Raw genomic sequence first — 15,815 nt, 5'->3', positions numbered from 1 at the left:
TTTGTTTCAAACAAGAAAACGTTTTATAATGGAAGATGTAACAAAAAAAAAGCGATGAAAGTAGGTTGAGATACGTGATATTACAAGAAACATTTACCTTGCAGAACAAACTGACGATTCCTAAGATTGGCCTTGGAACCTGGCAATCTTCTCCAGAAGATGCTTACAACGCCACAAAATTTGCCATTCAAAACGGTTATCGACATGTCGATACAGCGGCAGCTTACAAAAACGAAGAAGCGGTTGGGAAAGCTGTGCGCGATTCAGGCGTTGCCCGCGAAGAAATTTTTGTTACCACGAAAGTACCTGCTGAGTTGAAGACCTATCAAGAAGCGGTTGATAGCATTGATGCTTCTCTAAAAAAACTTGACTTAGGGTATATCGATTTGATTTTGATTCACGCTCCTCGTCCTTGGAAAATCATGGGAAACAATCCAGAAAACAAAGATTTTTATCTTGAAAACATCGATGTTTGGAAAGCACTAGAAGAAGCCTACTTAAGTGGGAAAGTAAAATCAATTGGTGTTTCCAACTTCGATCAAAAAGATTTACAGAATATTTTTGATCATTGCGATGTGAAACCGATGGTCAACCAGTTTGTTTACCATATTGGACGCACAAATGAAGAGTTATTGGCATTTTGTAAAGACCACGAAATTTTAGTGGAAGGCTATTCTCCAATCGCCACCGGTCGTTTACTCGATAACGATGCAGTGAAGACGATTGCGGAAGCTTATGGAAAATCTATTCCACAACTTTCAATTCGTTACTTGCTACAAAAAGACATTCTGCCATTGCCAAAATCCGTTCATGAAGAATACATTTCTGACAATGCCAAAGTTGACTTTGAAATTTCTGAAGAAGATATGAAGAAATTGGATGCGTTGCAAGCTTAAGAATGCTTGCGTTTCATTGAAAAAAGCAGTCCGATCAAGTCCAGTAAATGCTGGTCATGGATCGGGCTGCTTATTTTGTTCTAAAACTCTGTTTAGAAAAACAACCGTTTCTTAGTTTGTCAAAGCTGGAATCTTCTTATGTTAGTTGCTCAAAGGTACCCCACACTTTTACTTCTTGTTTTTCTACCATCGTTCTGCCTTTCGCTAGAACCGTTTCTACTGTTAATGTTTCTTTGTTCAGCAAACAAATATCAGCATCCATCCCGGCTGCAAGACGTCCCTTTTGATCAAGCTTCAATACTTTCGCTGGATTAGAAGTGATTGCTCGAATGGCGATCTCCAATGGAATCTGCTCTTTTTGGACTGCTTCTTTAATGCCTACCATCAAGGCTCGCGAACTACCGACACCCAGACCTATGAATTGATTGTTTTCATCAAAGTACGGGAGGCTACCTTGCCCATCAGAGGTCATGGTAAATTGATCCAGCCCGATCCCTTCTGCTAACAAACGCTTCAATCCTTTACTGAAGCGAACCTCATCGTCTTCTTTTTCCCAGAAATCAGGATCCTCACTCGCTGTAAAATCAATCGTTCCACCCATTTTTGCAAAAGCAATACTTGCTTCGAAAAGCTCGCTGGTCCGATTGGCATGTGTCGGTAAAAATTGGCTGATTGGAATCTCTGTTTCTTCGATGGTTCGTAAAAGCAGCTCATATTTTCTCTTTCCTCCACCTAAGTGGACGTTTACGATGCCTGCTTTTCCAGAAAGCATCCCACCAACACGGGCATCCGCCACCGCGCGGGTAAATTCTTCGAAACTCGGTTGTGAAGAACGATGGTCAGAAACGGCAATTTCACCGATACCAATGATTTTGTCAATAGTCAAAAAATCTTGAATGATAGAATCGGTGACCGGAGTCAATGGCAATCGATAAGAACCGTCATACAAGTACGTCGTGATGCCTTCTGCCTCTAGTCCACGGGCCTTACTGATCAAGGCAGTCATATCTCTGCCTACTCCGTCAGTACCCAAACACCCAACCACTGTCGTTACCCCCGCTGAGGTCAGCTGAGACAATTTCACTTCTGGTGTCCGGTTCTGAAAACCGCCTTCCCCGCCACCTCCTAAGATATGAAAGTGGCAGTCAATAAAGCCGGGAACAGCAAGTAACCCTGTGCCATCGATTTCTTCAAGAGGAACCCCTGAGAATCCTCCTTCGATCGAATCTTCAATAGCAATGATCTTGTCTTCGCTTAAAAGAATATCTTTTTTTCCTAAATAGTCAGGCGCATAAACCTCCGCTTGTCGTATCACCTTCATGAGTGCTTCCTCCTCGTGTCTGATTGCTTCTTATTGCAAGCCGATCGCGACTGCAATAAAGATGAAGATTGTTCCTAATACAAATAAGAACCCTTGCATTTTGATCTGGAATTTCGCCCATTTCACCCATTCGATTCTTGCGACACCTAGCACACCGATCAGACTTGCCGATACAGGAGTGAAGGCATCCATGAAGCCTGAGCCTAATTGATAAGCCAATACAGCGATCTGTCTTGAAACACCTAAAAGATCAGCTAATGGCGCCATGATCGGCATGGTCAATGCAGCCTGACCTGAATTGGAGGTCACGATCAAATTGAAGAAGCTTTGGAAAATGTACATGAACCATGCCCCAATAAATGCTGGAACATTGCTTAACAAACCACCGATGCTGTGCAAAATCGTATTCAAGGCTGACGGCACGTTGGCATCAGAACCGCCGAGAACCAGAAGAATCCCTTTGGCCATCCCTACAACGATTGCAGTTCCCGCTAATTCTGAGGCCCCTGATTGAAAGGCACTCGCCACATCATTCAAGCCCATATTTTCTAATTTGAAAAGAACCGCTATGATTCCTGCCCCTAAGCCCATAACAAAGAATTGAGAAGCGATCTCGGGAATATAATAGCCTTTTTGTGTCACACCCCATACGATCCAGATCAAGACCGCCAGCATTTCAACCAAGATCAATTTATGACCTAATAAAAATGGTTTTTGCTCACTGGAGGTTTTTTCAAGATGATTTCGAAAATACGCATCTGATTGATACGTGAGCGATTTCTCAGGATTCTTGCGAATTCTTTCGGCATAGATCATGAGGTATCCTGCGGATAATGCGGTAACCACGACCCACATGATGATTCGGAACGTTGCGCCTGAAAGAACGGGAATACCTGCGATCCCTTGAGCCACTGCCACACTAAATGGACTCATCCACGAGGTGGCATTCCCAATCTGGGAGGCGACATAGGTGACAGTGACCGCCACGATCGAGTCATACCCTAATGCGATCACGAAAGGCACCATGACCATCGAAAACGGAATGACTTCTTCTGCCATCCCAAAAGTAGCACCACCAAATGAAAAAGCAAAGAACAACAGCGGCAATGCCAAACGTTCTAATCCACGGGTTTTGCTGATAAATGCAAAGATCCCCGCATCGATCGCTCCCGTTTGCATGATAATACCAAATGCACCACCGACCACTAAAATCAGTGCTGCAATCCCTACTGCTGAGCCGTATTTGTCGCCAGAAACCAACCCTTCAAAAACAAAATTTAAAAAGCCGAAACCGCCAAAGTCATCGGTTCCCCAAACCTTGGCTGTTTTATGCAGTTTTTCTGAAGTATCATAAATCTTTTCGCCATAAAGGCTGTAAAGGGTGTCATCCGTTAGCCCGACCTCATCTAATTGACTCTGGGACAACTCTTTAGGCCCTTCAGCTAGAACAGCTGCTAAAGCCTCAGGATCGACATCTAATTCTTCCAGCTCTTGTGGATCGTCTTCCAATTGATTCAACTGTTGATAGACGTATTCGTTATCTAACGGGTAGGCATAACGAAACGAATCTTGCATCAAGACCGTTCTGGTACTTATGTCCCCATTTGCATCGGTATACTCGATTTCTTGTGTACTAAATTTCCCAGCAGGAACTAAGAAAGTCAGCAACCATGCCAACAGCACGACCCCAAAAATGATGACATACGTATGCGGCGTTTTCATTTTGGTTAAATCTTTCTTTTCTTTCCCCTTTTTCGCTTTTTTTCCAATTGTCACTTTTTCTCTCCCTTTCCCTTTGCAGCGTACTGCATAAATTATCATTTTAGCCTATTTTTTAGTATATCGAAAAAACGTTTTTTCCTCATGGGGAAAGCATTAGAATTCAAATAAACTACGTTATAAAAAGAGAGAAAAAGAAAAAGTGAAAAGAAGCCAGAAACGCTTCTTTTCACTACGAATGACTAGTTTTCTTCAGAAAGCCCATCAAAATAAGCTTCAGTGTCTCGTTCATCTTGCTTTAATTGCTCGATCAACGCTTGTGCGCCATTGAAAGCGACTTGATCACGTAAGAAATGATGCCAACGGATCGCCACGGTTTCACCATAGATATCTTGGTGAAAATCGAGAATATAAATCTCTACTGTTAACTGGCGACCTTGACCAAACGTATCATTGTGACCAATCGATCCCATCGATGGATACCACTTGTCACCAACTTTGATTTCCGTCACATAGACGCCTTCTTTTGGCAACCGAACGGTGCTCTTCACTTTGATATTTGCGGTTGGAAACCCAAGTTCTCGTCCTCTAGCATCACCGTGAACGACGGTTCCTTCAAATTCATAAATATACCCTAACAAGCGATTGACTTGCGCCATATCACCATTTTGTAGTGCAGAGCGAATGCGTGTGGAGCTGACCTTTTCCTCATGAAACGATTCTTGCGCGACAGTCACGACTTCAAAACGTCCTTCTGCATAGGTTGGCAAAAGCGCCATGTTGGCTATCTCTTTCTTGCCATAGGTATAGTCAAAACCTGCAACAACAACTTTTGCATGCAGTCCGATCATGTATTCATCTACAAATACTTGCGGTGCCAAATTTGCAAAAGCAGAAGTAAATTCAATGATATAAAGAATATCTACCCCAAGTTGTTCCATGTGCGCTTCTTTTTGCGGCAAACTGGTCAGGTATTGCATTTTTTCAGGATCCACCTTTTGAAAAACGATCGAGGGATGCTGATTAAAGGTCATCAATGCCAATTTTAACCCTTTCTCCTCTGCAATCTTGCGTCCTGTTTCAATGACTTTTTGATGACCTAAATGCACGCCATCGAAAAAGCCTAAAACTAAGACGATCTCCTCCTCAGGAATCGCTGCGTGATCATAAGGGTGTCTCATTTCAATGATTTCCATGTTCATTCTCCTATTTCTGTACGGATGACTTTTACCGGTTTCATCATATCCTGGTATTTGTCATGAGCTTTATAGATACTGATCAATTGTTCTCGATAAAAAATCGCCACTAATTCCTCTGGGCGCTTTGGTAATCCAAACGCGCTGAAGGGCAAACGCATGCCATTTTTTACTTTCTGCCAGAGGTCTGCATCGATCGTCACTTGAAGAAATTCTGATACCCCGTATTCTAAAGGTAGTAGTAGTTCCGAAACACGTTGTTCATCGACTGCCTTTTGAACCTCTGCAATCGTGTAGGATTGTTCTTTTGAAAAACCACCGCTTTTTAGGCGAGTCAAATCAGACATATGCGCGGGTACACCCAGCAATTTCCCTGTGTCGACCGCTAACGTGCGAACATAAGTCCCTTTTCCACAAGCAACTTCAAAACGCCAGCTTTGCGTATTGTCCTCATGAATAATCGGCTCTGAAATTCGTTCAAAGGAATAAATTTCTGCTTTGCGCTGTGGCCGCTCGACAGTTTCATTGTTACGAGCATATTCGTAAAGTCGTTTGCCATTGACTTTGACCGCCGAATACATCGGCGGGATCTGGGTAATCGTCCCCGTCAACTGTTTCATTGCCTGATCGATCTCTTCCTTCGTAAACGGACGAGTTAGTGCTTGTTGTTCAACGATATCCCCCGACCGATCTTCTGTAGTGGTACTGAAGCCCAAAGTGATTTCCCCGGTATAGACTTTTCCAGAATCAACCAAGTATTCGACGATCTTCGTTCCTTTTCCGATACAAATGGGCAAGACACCATCCACGTCAGGATCTAGTGTGCCGCTGTGTCCGATTTTTTTTGTCTTTAATATTTTTCGTAATTTAAACACGCAGTCGTGACTTGTTTGTCCACGCTCTTTCCATAATGGTAAAATCCCGTCCATCGTATTCCTCCATTTCACTTCAACTTGCTTATTATAACATATAAAAAAAATTCATTGCACGACAAAATCCTTTTCGCTCTTTCTCATTACATGATAAACTAAGCATATAAGGAGGTCCTAAAATGGTTGTTTTAACGATAGGGTCATTTATTGGATTTGCCATTTTTTTGATCATGATTCAGCTCGGCACGATGCAGCGTTGGGAAGAAGCGTTTGCTTTGCAGATCATCCAAAGCCGTACGCCCTCTTTGACGCGCATGATGCACTTTTTTACCAATTTAGGAAAAGCCTTTCCGACAGTTGCGATCGCTTTACTGTTGTTTGCCTTTCCATCATCGCGGGCGGATCTTGCACCAAAAACAGCAGTCAGTATCTTCATAGTATCAGCAGCTGCTTACTTGATCAAACGAATCGTCCGACGAGATCGTCCTATTGATCATCGTTTAGTTGAAGAAAAAGATCACAGCTTTCCTAGTGCTCATGCTGCCACATCCGCTGCCATGTATGGAACGATCGCCTTGAATCTTGGACAATTGGTTCCCTCAGCTGTCATCCCGATGACCTTACTGGCAATTTTGCTTAGCTTTATGATTGGCTTTAGCAGAGTCTACTTAGGGATCCATTTTTTAACAGATGTGATCGGTGGTTGGCTCTTAGGGGCAGGTGTTGCTGGACTGGTTACTTTACTGATGAATTCCTGATGCTTTTTCCAAATAAAAAAGAACAGCTTCGACTGGAAGCTGTTCTTTTTTTTATTCTTCTGAGTGCAATGCGCGAATCATTTCATCAATTTTATTCCCGTATTGTACAGATTCATCCAACTCGAATTGGATTTCTGGAACTTTGTAGAGCGTTAGCGCTTGGCCTAGTTCACGACGAACCAACCCAGTTGCTTTTTCCAGTCCTGCTTGGGCTTTTTGCTTATCTGAAGCCAAGTCCGTCAAGGTGCTGTAAAAGATCGTTGCTTGCTGCAAATCTCCAGTTACTCGTACATCTGTGATCGTCACATCTTGCACGCGAGGATCACGAACTTTTTTACGAAGAATTTGATTGACTTCTTTTAAGATTTCTTGCGCCACTCGGCGATCTCGATAGTTAGCCATTCAAAAAGCCTCCTTGTATAGTTGTTATTTCGTTTATTTTGTTGGTACTTCTTCCATGACATAGCCTTCGATCACATCATCGACTTTTACGTCGTTGAATTTCTCGATCATCGCGCCACATTCAAATCCTAGCTTCACTTCTTTGACATCGTCTTTGAAGCGTTTCAAGCTGGCAAGTTTGCCTTCATAGATGACGATACCGTCACGAATCACCCGTACACCACTGTCACGGCGAATGCTGCCTTCCGTCACATAGCAACCAGCGATCGTACCAACTTTAGAAACTTTGTAGGTTTCACGAACGATCATTTGACCGGTGATTTTTTCTTCAAATTCAGGATCAAGCATCCCTTTCATCGCTGTTTCGATTTCTTCGATCGCTTTGTAGATAATGCGATGCAAACGAATATCGACTTCTTCTGCTTCCGCTTGCTGTTTGGCTTGCGGTGTAGGGCGGACGTTGAATCCGATGATGATAGCATTACTTGCTGCTGCTAGCGTTACGTCACTTTCATTGATGGCACCAACGGCTGAATGGACGATGTTTACTCGCACACCTTCAACATCGATTTTCTTCAATGACGCAGCTAACGCTTCGGCTGAACCTTGTACGTCTGCTTTGATGATGACGTTCACTTCTTTCAGTTCGCCTTCTTTTAGACTTTCAAACAAATTATCCAATGTCACACGACTGCTTGATGCACGTTGTTCCATCAAGGCACGCTTTGCACGTTCTTCACCTGCTGCCCGAGCCGTTTTTTCATCTTCAAAGGTAACGAAACGGTCACCTGCTTGAGGGACATCGTTCAATCCTGTGATTTCGACTGGCGTTGCAGGTCCAGCTGCTTTATCACGACGACCTAAATCATTCGTCATCACGCGGACACGACCGAAAGTGTTCCCCACAACGATTGGATCACCAACATGAAGAGTTCCTTGTTGTACCAATAGTGTTGCTACAGGACCTTTGCCTTTATCAAGGCGCGCTTCAATAACGGTACCGATCGCCCGTTGGGTAGGATCAGCTTTCAAATCTTCGACTTCTGCTACTAAGAGGATCATTTCAAGCAATTCTTCAATGTTTTGCCCAAATTTCGCTGAGATTTCAACGAAGATCGTATCCCCACCCCAAGCTTCTGGGATCAACTCATGTTCACTTAATTCTTGCATCACATGTTGAGGGTTAGCACCTGGTTTATCGATTTTGTTTACCGCAACGATGATCGGCACTTTCGCTGCTTTCGCATGGTTGATCGCTTCTACCGTTTGCGGCATGACACCATCATCAGCTGCGACAACTAAAATTGTAATATCGGTGATACTTGCTCCCCGTGCACGCATACTGGTGAACGCCGCATGTCCAGGAGTATCCAAGAAAGTGATTGGTTTGCCATTGATGTCGATTTGGTAAGCCCCAATATGCTGCGTGATTCCTCCAGCTTCACCACTTGTTACGCGTGAATGACGTAATGTATCAAGCAATGTTGTTTTCCCGTGGTCAACGTGACCCATGATGGTAACAACAGGTGGTCGTGATACTAAATTCTCTTCAATTTGTTCTTCTGCTTCGAAGAATTTATCGATATCTGCGATATCCACTTGAACTTTTTCTTGTGGTTCGATTCCGTAATCGGTAGCAAGCAGTTCAATCGTATCTTTATCTAAAGGTTGGTTTTGATTGACCATAACCCCCATCATAAAGAGCTTCTTGATGATCTCTGCTGGTTCACGGTAGATTTTTTTCGCGATATCCGCTACGTTCATGCCTTCTGTATATTCCAATACTTCTGGCAGTTCACGGAATTTACGTGCTGGAACTGGCGGTTTCTTTTCCGTCTGCTGACGGCCTTTTTTCCCTTTTTTGTTAAATTTATTGCGATTGTTGTTGTTGAAATTGTTATTGCGTCCACCGTAATTTGACTTGCCGCGGTTTTGATTTCCTCCACGGGAATCATTCGAGCCTTGCGTACGGTTGTTGTTGCGGTCTGCCCCTTGCGTATTTCCTGCAGATTGAGCGGTTGGACGGTTTTGTTGCCCTTGGTTGTTTGGACGGTTTTGCTGTCCTTGGTTATTCGGACGATTTTGTTGCCCTTGGTTGTTTGGACGGTTTTGTTGTCCTTGATTGTTCGGACGATTTTGTTGTCCTTGGTTGTTTGGGCGATTTTGTTGCCCTTGGTTATTCGGACGGTTTTGCTGTCCTTGATTGTTCGGACGGTTTTGTTGTCCTTGGTTGTTTGGGCGATTTTGTTGCCCTTGATTATTCGGACGGTTTTGTTGTCCTTGGTTTGTTGGGCGGTTTTGTTGCCCTTGATTGTTACGATTCTCTTGGTTATTCACTCGATTATGACTTCCTTGGTTATTTGGTCTGTTACTTCCTTGACTGTTCGTGCGCTCTACTTGTCCTTGACCAGCAGGACGGTTATTGCTTTGCGTAGTTCGCTGTTGACTTTGATTGTTATGACGGTTTTGGAAGTTAGGATTATTTCTTTGCGTTTTAAATTTCTTTTGTTCTTGTTTTTCCGGCTGGTTGGCTGGTTTCTGATTTGCGGGATTTGAGTTTGCAGATGTTTTACCATTTGGATTGCCGCCTAATGACTGCTGCAATTTCTGCGCCTCTCCATCTGAGATCGCGCCCATATGATTTTTGACATCAAAGCCTAAAGATTGTGCTTTTTCAACAACCTCTTTGCTCGATTTGTTCCATTCTTTTGCAAGTTCATAAATTCTTTTTTTCCCCATGCAATCACCTTCCTAACCTAATATTAATTCCTGCACCTTCCTTGCAAATCCTTGATCTAAGATGCCAATCACCATTCTTGGTTTCCCAATGGCCGCACTGATTTCATCAGCAGAAAATGCATCTAGGAGCGGAATTTCGTAATAAGAACTTTTGTCCTTAATTTTCTTTTGTGTATTTTTACCAGCATCACTGGCGACAATGACCAAAGCAGCTTTCTCATTGCGAATCTCTTTTAAGGTCATTTCTTCACCAGTCACTAATTTCCCAGCACGCATGGCTAGTCCTAACATATTTAATGCTTTGGTTTTATTCATTTGCAAATAACTCTTTTCGCGCTTTTTGGTGCGTTACATAGTCCAATAGTTCTTGGTAAAATTCATCTGTTAATTTCGTTTCCAGCACCCGATCCAAGATCCGCTTATCCCATGCTTTCTGGGCTTCAGCCGGTTCGATCGCTATATAAGCTCCTCGACCGGGCATTTTTCCTGTTGGATCGATGGAAACAACGCCTTCTTTTGAACGAGTGATACGAAGCATTTCTTTCTTAGGTAGCATTTCGCCTGAAATCACTGATTTTCGTAAAGGAATTTTTCGTTTTTTCATCACGATCTCACCTCAACTATTTTTCGTCAAACTCAACATTTTCATAATCATCCGCAGTCATGTCTGATGGAAGGATCGCTTCATCAACTGTTTCTGCAGATTCTGTTGCTTCTGTGCTGATTTCTTCAGCAGCTTCTGAAGCAGTTGCATCATACTCATCGATATAGTCGCCTTCATCCAGCTTCGCATAAAACTCTTCCATATCTGTTTCTGATTTGATATCGATTTTGAAGCCAGTCAATTTGGCTGCTAGACGAGCATTTTGTCCGCGTTTACCGATCGCCAATGATAATTGGTAATCAGGAACGACAACAGTACATGCTTTCGGATTATCAACGTCGAAAATAACGTCGCTGACTTCTGCTGGATTCAACGCATTGGCGATAAAGATCGCTGGATCTTCATTCCATTCCACGATGTCCATGTTTTCGCCTTTTAGTTCATTGACGATCGCTTGAACCCGTTGACCTTTAGGGCCGACACAAGTGCCGACTGGATCGACGTTGGCATCAAAGGAACGAACAGCGACTTTGGCACGATCCCCTGCTTCACGAGCAATACTTACGATCTCTACAGTACCATCATATACTTCTGGCACTTCTTGTTCAAATAATCGGCGTAGCAAATCTGGATGGCTACGGCTAACGAATACTTGAGGGCCTTTCGAAGTATTTTCAACACGAGAAACGAATACTTTGATCCGATCATGGGGTTGATAAAACTCATTTGGCATTTGGTCTTGTTTTGAAAGCACGGCTTCAATTTTGCCTAAGTTTACATAGATATAACGATTGTCTTGGCGTTCAACGATTCCTTGCAGAATGTCTTTTTCGTACGCACTAAATTCGTTATAGATAATGTTTCTTTCTGCTTCACGGACCCGTTGCAAAATGACTTGTTTTGCCGTTTGCGCCGCAATACGACCAAAGTCTTTAGGCGTTACTTCAAAACGGATTTTGTCGCCGATTTCATAAGCGGGATTGATTGTCATCGCTTCTTTTAATGAAACCTCTAGTTGCGAGTCCATGACTTCTTCTGTCACTTCTTTGACTGCATAGACGTGGATGTTGCCTTTTTTCTGATCAAATTCAACTTCCACATTTTGTGCTTGCCCGTAATGACGTTTGTAGGCTGAAACCAATGCCGCTTCCAAGGCATCGATGACAATCTCTTTTGAAATGCCTTTCTCTGCTTCTAATGCATCCAATGCATTCAACATTTCTTTACTCATGATTCTTTCATTCCTCCGTGTTTAAAATTGAATGGCTAAACGAGCTTTGGCAATATTTTTCCGGTCGATCGTTCGTTCTTTTTCTCTGGTTTTGATTCGGGTCTTAATAACTAGCTGATTTTCGTCGAATGACTGTAAAAAGCCTTCGAACTGTTTTTCTCCATCAATCGGTTGATATAAAGAAACATGAATGTACTCGCCGACTGCCCGTTGATAATCTGCTTCTTTCTTCAATGGACGCTCGGCGCCAGGGGAAGAAACTTCCAAGAAATAGGCCTGTGGAATAGGATCAGGTTCGCATTGGTCTAATTGTTCACTAAGTTGTTCACTGACAAAGGCACATTCCTCGATATCGATTCCGCCTTCTTTATCGATGAACACACGAAGAAACCAATTTTTCCCTTCCTTCACGAATTCTACTTCAACTAATTCAAATTTTTGCGCATCCAGAATAGGGGTCACTATATCTGTAACAGTTTCCACTACCGTACTCACAACATCGCCTCCTTTATTTCTCAACGAAACGAACTTCATTCCATTAAAAAGAGTGAGCGAAAAAACCGCTCACTCACTCTAAGTATCATTACATTGTAAATATAACACAATTTTCATAAAGATTCAACTACTGTCGCATGTTCCCTTCGCTTTCAGAAAAAAACAAAGCATTTTCTTAAAGATTTTTAATGCTTGGGTGAATGGCTGTTAGTGAATCACTTGACCAATCCGACGTAGTAGTTGTGGGAAAATGCTCTCTGGATCAAAGTCCATTGGCGCGTCATGTGGGAAATGAAGCCAGAGCCGACCACCATAAACCACTAGTACCAAAAGTGTCAAGGTCAGCCACAGGTTGTGACTGTGGTAAAGTTTGCTGATTTTCGGATTTTTTTTGAACAAAACGATTCCGAATACGATCGGCACTAACCAAAACAAGGGATGAAAATGCAGCGCTCCTTCAAGATCACCCTGAAATAAGTGCAAGTAGGCGCGCGTCATGCCACAACCTGGACAAGGAAACCCCGTTAACCATTTAAACGGACAAATCAATAATCGACCCAATCATCTGAATCAGACGAATCGTTTGTATTGTTAGATGAGGTCATGGCATTTTGATCAGCTGCTTCCCACATTTGGTTCATATCTCCTTGTAAAATCGCCATGTTGATGAAATCAAAAGCAAAAAGGCTCAAGACGACAAAAAGGATTTTGTTGTCACTTAGACGAGGCATATTCGCTCGTTGTTGTGCACTCATAAAGATATCCGCGATTCGATACCACCAATAAATTTGGTACAATCCGCAAGTAAGGATCGTGAGTAAAATCGACGTTTCTGGCGAAAGACGATTATCCCCGCTGTACTCTGCCAGCTCTTTGGTTGTTTGGTACATCCAAAAGAATGTATAAATGCCACAAGTAATAAATGTTAATAAAATGACCGATACAACCGATTTCTTTCTAACTCCGTAATTATAATTCATCACAAACTCCTTTTCTTTTTTTCATTTTTGCCACTTATCAATTATACTACAATATAATCATCATAACAAAACCTATTTATTTATTTTTATGAATTTAGACAAAAAAGCACCGTCTTAAAGAAGGTGCTTTTTCGCTTCATCCATCATAAAACTATTTTCGACTATAGTTTTTTACTTCTGCAGCCATTGCATCAACAAACAGATTCAATTCTTCGACTTGGGTCTCTTTGCTGCCGTAGCGACGGATATTGACTGTCGCGTCATTGACTTCTTGATCCCCAACAACGATTTGGTAAGGAATTTTTTGGGTTTGTGATGCGCGGATCTTATACCCCATTTTTTCGTTGCGGTCATCCACTTCTACCCGCAGTCCTTGTGCCTGCAAGCGTTCTTTGATTTCGTAAGCATAGTCACTGTGAGCTTCGACTGAAACTGGAATGATCGATGCTTGGATCGGCGCCAACCAAGTTGGGAATGCGCCTTTATAGACTTCCGTTAGATAAGCCACAAAGCGTTCCATCGTTGAAACGATGCCGCGGTGGATCACCACTGGACGGTGGTTGTTTTCACCATCTTCACCAACATACGTTAGGTCAAACCGTTCAGGCAACAAGAAATCTAATTGGATCGTTGACAAGGTTTCCTCCATGCCTAAAGCTGTTTTCACTTGGACATCTAGTTTTGGTCCATAGAAAGCTGCTTCGCCTTCTGCTTCAAAATAATCCAATTCTAATTCATCCATAGCGGCTTTTAGCATCGTTTGCGCATTTTCCCACATTGCATCGTCATCAAAATATTTGTCTTTGTTTTGTGGATCACGATAACTTAGACGGAAACGATAATCGGTGATATTAAAGTCTTCATAAACACCGATCATTAAATCAAGTGTCCGTTTGAATTCTTCTTTGATTTGATCCGGACGGACGAATGTATGCCCATCGTTTAAAGTCATTTCCCGAACCCGTTGCAATCCAGATAATGCCCCTGATTTTTCATAGCGGTGCATCATGCCTAATTCAGCGATCCGAATCGGTAGCTCACGATACGAATGAATGTCATTTTTATAAACCATCATATGATGCGGACAGTTCATTGGTCGCAATACTAACATTTCCCCATCACCCATATCCATTGGCGGGAACATGTCTTCATGGTAATGATCCCAGTGCCCTGAGGTTTTGTATAGATCCACGTTTGCCATGATTGGTGTATACACATGTTGGTACCCTAAGCTGATTTCTTTGTCCACGATATACCGTTCGATCGTACGACGGATCGTAGCTCCTTTTGGCAGCCAGAAAGGCAAACCAGCGCCGACTTCAGGTGATAACATGAACAATTCTAATTCTTTTCCTAATTTGCGATGATCGCGTTCTTTTGCTTCTTCCCGTAAACGGATAAATTCCTTCAAGTCTTTTTTATCGAAAAAGGCTGTTCCGTATACCCGTTGCATCATCTGGTTGTCAGAGCTTCCACGCCAGTAAGCACCTGCCACTGATAACAATTTGTACACTTGGATACGACCAGTTGATGGGACGTGAGGACCGCGGCAAAGATCGACAAATTCACCTTGCTGATAGGCAGTAATCGTTTCATCATCTGGTAATTCAGTGATCAACTCTACTTTGTATGGATCTTCGGCAAAAAGAGCTAACGCTTCTTCTTTTGTTAACACGCGGCGTTCGATTGGCAGATTTTCTTTGATGATCTTCATCATCTCTGCTTCGATTGCTGGTAGATCTTCTGCAGTTACTGGGTTTTCCCCATTGTCTGTGTCATAGTAAAAACCAGAATCAATTGCAGGTCCTACCCCAAAATGGATCGATGGATAGAGTCTGCGCATGGCTTGAGCCATTAAATGAGCTGTCGAATGACGAAGTAAGCCTAAGGCGTCTTCATGATCGGGTGTCACGATCTCAATCGTTGCATCTTCTTTGATCGGACGTGAAAGATCGATCAGTTGTCCATTGACTTTTCCAGCTAAGGCTTTCTTTGCAAGACTTTTCGAGATACTTTCAGCAATCTCTTTGGTTGTTACCCCAACAGCAAATTCTTTTTTTGCGCCATCAGGAAATGTAATAAATAATGACATATGAATGTCCTCCTTTGATGATTTCAATCAATAAAAAAAGTCCTAGTATCGGTTACGATACTAGGACGATCACTCGTGGTTCCACCTATTCTTCAAAAACAGAAAAAGTCTGTTTTCCTCTTCATGAGATAACGGTTCAACCGCCTCCGTTTCAACAGAGGTCTTAAAAAAGTGGTCATCCTTTGGTTTTCTTCTAGGAAATTTTCAGCCAAGATTTCCCTCTCTTATCGAAGACTCTCAAATTCAGGTGTCTTTTTTATTGATCGATTATGGCTCAATTAAACCACTCTCTTGATAAAAAAGCAAGAGAATTATTTCCAATCGCCATTCACAGCATAGGTTCCTTGCTTCATTTCATTGATGATAACATGGATATGCTCTTTAGGGGCGCCTGTATTTTTATGGACCGCCTCAGTGATTTCTTTCATCATATTCGTCAGTTGCTCTTGCGAACGTCCTTCAACTAGTTCGACATGGATAAATGGCATACGACTTCCTCCTTTGTTTGCT

The 15,815-nt window shown here is 42.6% G+C and carries 16 protein-coding genes; 2 read left to right on the top strand and 14 right to left on the bottom strand.

The genetic code is table 11. The features are described from left to right. Window positions 1-74: 74 nt before the first annotated feature. The gene (locus IGJ44_RS07540) at window positions 75-896 is read left to right on the top strand and encodes an aldo/keto reductase (RefSeq protein ID WP_005225931.1); all 822 of its coding nucleotides are present in this window, start codon (window positions 75-77) and stop codon (window positions 894-896) included. Between the two features lie 136 nt (window positions 897-1,032). Here the strand turns inward: IGJ44_RS07540 and iadA are convergent, their stop codons facing one another. The 4 genes from iadA to truB all read right to left on the bottom strand — a co-directional run bounded on the left by iadA (window position 1,033) and on the right by truB (window position 6,061). Beyond that, a complete protein-coding gene (gene iadA, locus IGJ44_RS07535) occupies window positions 1,033-2,217 on the bottom strand; it encodes a beta-aspartyl-peptidase (protein ID WP_086338286.1) in 1,185 nt (394 codons plus the stop codon). Window positions 2,218-2,247: 30 nt separating this feature from the next. Further along, window positions 2,248-3,939 (bottom strand): putative basic amino acid antiporter YfcC, encoded by a 1,692-nt coding sequence (yfcC, locus tag IGJ44_RS07530; RefSeq protein ID WP_170927566.1) that lies wholly within the window; start codon window positions 3,937-3,939, stop codon window positions 2,248-2,250. Between the two features lie 239 nt (window positions 3,940-4,178). Next, a complete protein-coding gene (gene ribF / locus IGJ44_RS07525; protein WP_167827384.1) occupies window positions 4,179-5,132 on the bottom strand; it encodes a riboflavin biosynthesis protein RibF in 954 nt (317 codons plus the stop codon). 2 nt (window positions 5,133-5,134) lie between these two features. After that, window positions 5,135-6,061, bottom strand: a complete 927-nt coding sequence (gene truB, locus IGJ44_RS07520) for a tRNA pseudouridine(55) synthase TruB (RefSeq protein WP_074536424.1) — start codon at window positions 6,059-6,061, stop codon at window positions 5,135-5,137. 122 nt (window positions 6,062-6,183) lie between these two features. Between truB and IGJ44_RS07515 the strand changes: the two genes are divergently transcribed. Further along, complete coding sequence (locus tag IGJ44_RS07515; protein WP_015509588.1) at window positions 6,184-6,762, top strand: phosphatase PAP2 family protein; 579 nt, start codon at window positions 6,184-6,186, stop codon at window positions 6,760-6,762. Between the two features lie 51 nt (window positions 6,763-6,813). On the opposite strand, the gene rbfA is transcribed toward IGJ44_RS07515, so the two are convergent. From rbfA to IGJ44_RS07465, 10 genes are all read right to left on the bottom strand, one after another. Next, window positions 6,814-7,164: a 30S ribosome-binding factor RbfA gene (gene rbfA / locus IGJ44_RS07510; protein WP_005225925.1), complete on the bottom strand. Its 351-nt coding sequence runs from the start codon at window positions 7,162-7,164 to the stop codon at window positions 6,814-6,816. 33 nt (window positions 7,165-7,197) lie between these two features. Beyond that, entirely contained in the window at window positions 7,198-9,903 is a 2,706-nt protein-coding gene (gene infB, locus IGJ44_RS07505) for a translation initiation factor IF-2 (RefSeq protein WP_167827385.1), read from the bottom strand. Between the two features lie 12 nt (window positions 9,904-9,915). Then, entirely contained in the window at window positions 9,916-10,218 is a 303-nt protein-coding gene (locus tag IGJ44_RS07500; protein WP_015509584.1) for a YlxQ-related RNA-binding protein, read from the bottom strand. After that, the gene (rnpM, locus tag IGJ44_RS07495) at window positions 10,211-10,507 is read right to left on the bottom strand and encodes an RNase P modulator RnpM (protein WP_005225922.1); all 297 of its coding nucleotides are present in this window, start codon (window positions 10,505-10,507) and stop codon (window positions 10,211-10,213) included. Before rnpM ends, IGJ44_RS07500 begins: the two co-directional genes overlap by 8 nt. A gap of 16 nt (window positions 10,508-10,523) precedes the next feature. Next, entirely contained in the window at window positions 10,524-11,738 is a 1,215-nt protein-coding gene (gene nusA, locus IGJ44_RS07490; protein WP_074536426.1) for a transcription termination factor NusA, read from the bottom strand. 21 nt (window positions 11,739-11,759) lie between these two features. After that, the gene (gene rimP, locus IGJ44_RS07485) at window positions 11,760-12,233 is read right to left on the bottom strand and encodes a ribosome maturation factor RimP (protein WP_005225920.1); all 474 of its coding nucleotides are present in this window, start codon (window positions 12,231-12,233) and stop codon (window positions 11,760-11,762) included. 207 nt (window positions 12,234-12,440) lie between these two features. Continuing rightward, complete coding sequence (locus IGJ44_RS07480; protein WP_225582180.1) at window positions 12,441-12,782, bottom strand: DUF2752 domain-containing protein; 342 nt, start codon at window positions 12,780-12,782, stop codon at window positions 12,441-12,443. Next, window positions 12,779-13,213 carry a DUF4234 domain-containing protein gene (locus tag IGJ44_RS07475; protein WP_008378150.1) on the bottom strand — a complete coding sequence of 145 codons (435 nt, stop codon included), beginning with the start codon at window positions 13,211-13,213 and terminating at the stop codon, window positions 12,779-12,781. The genes IGJ44_RS07480 and IGJ44_RS07475 overlap by 4 nt, the downstream gene beginning before the upstream one ends. A 151-nt stretch (window positions 13,214-13,364) precedes the next feature. After that, on the bottom strand, window positions 13,365-15,305 hold the full coding sequence (gene thrS / locus IGJ44_RS07470; protein ID WP_167827386.1) for a threonine--tRNA ligase: 1,941 nt from the start codon (window positions 15,303-15,305) through the stop codon (window positions 13,365-13,367). A gap of 311 nt (window positions 15,306-15,616) precedes the next feature. After that, a complete protein-coding gene (locus IGJ44_RS07465; RefSeq protein WP_005225916.1) occupies window positions 15,617-15,793 on the bottom strand; it encodes a 2-hydroxymuconate tautomerase in 177 nt (58 codons plus the stop codon). Window positions 15,794-15,815 lie beyond the last annotated feature (22 nt).

This window comes from Enterococcus sp. DIV1368d, from assembly GCF_050542975.1.
GTDB lineage: Bacteria > Bacillota > Bacilli > Lactobacillales > Enterococcaceae > Enterococcus_D > Enterococcus_D casseliflavus.
The sequence above is the reverse complement of the archived record's forward strand: the minus strand, read 5'-3'. Positions and strand labels throughout refer to the sequence as shown.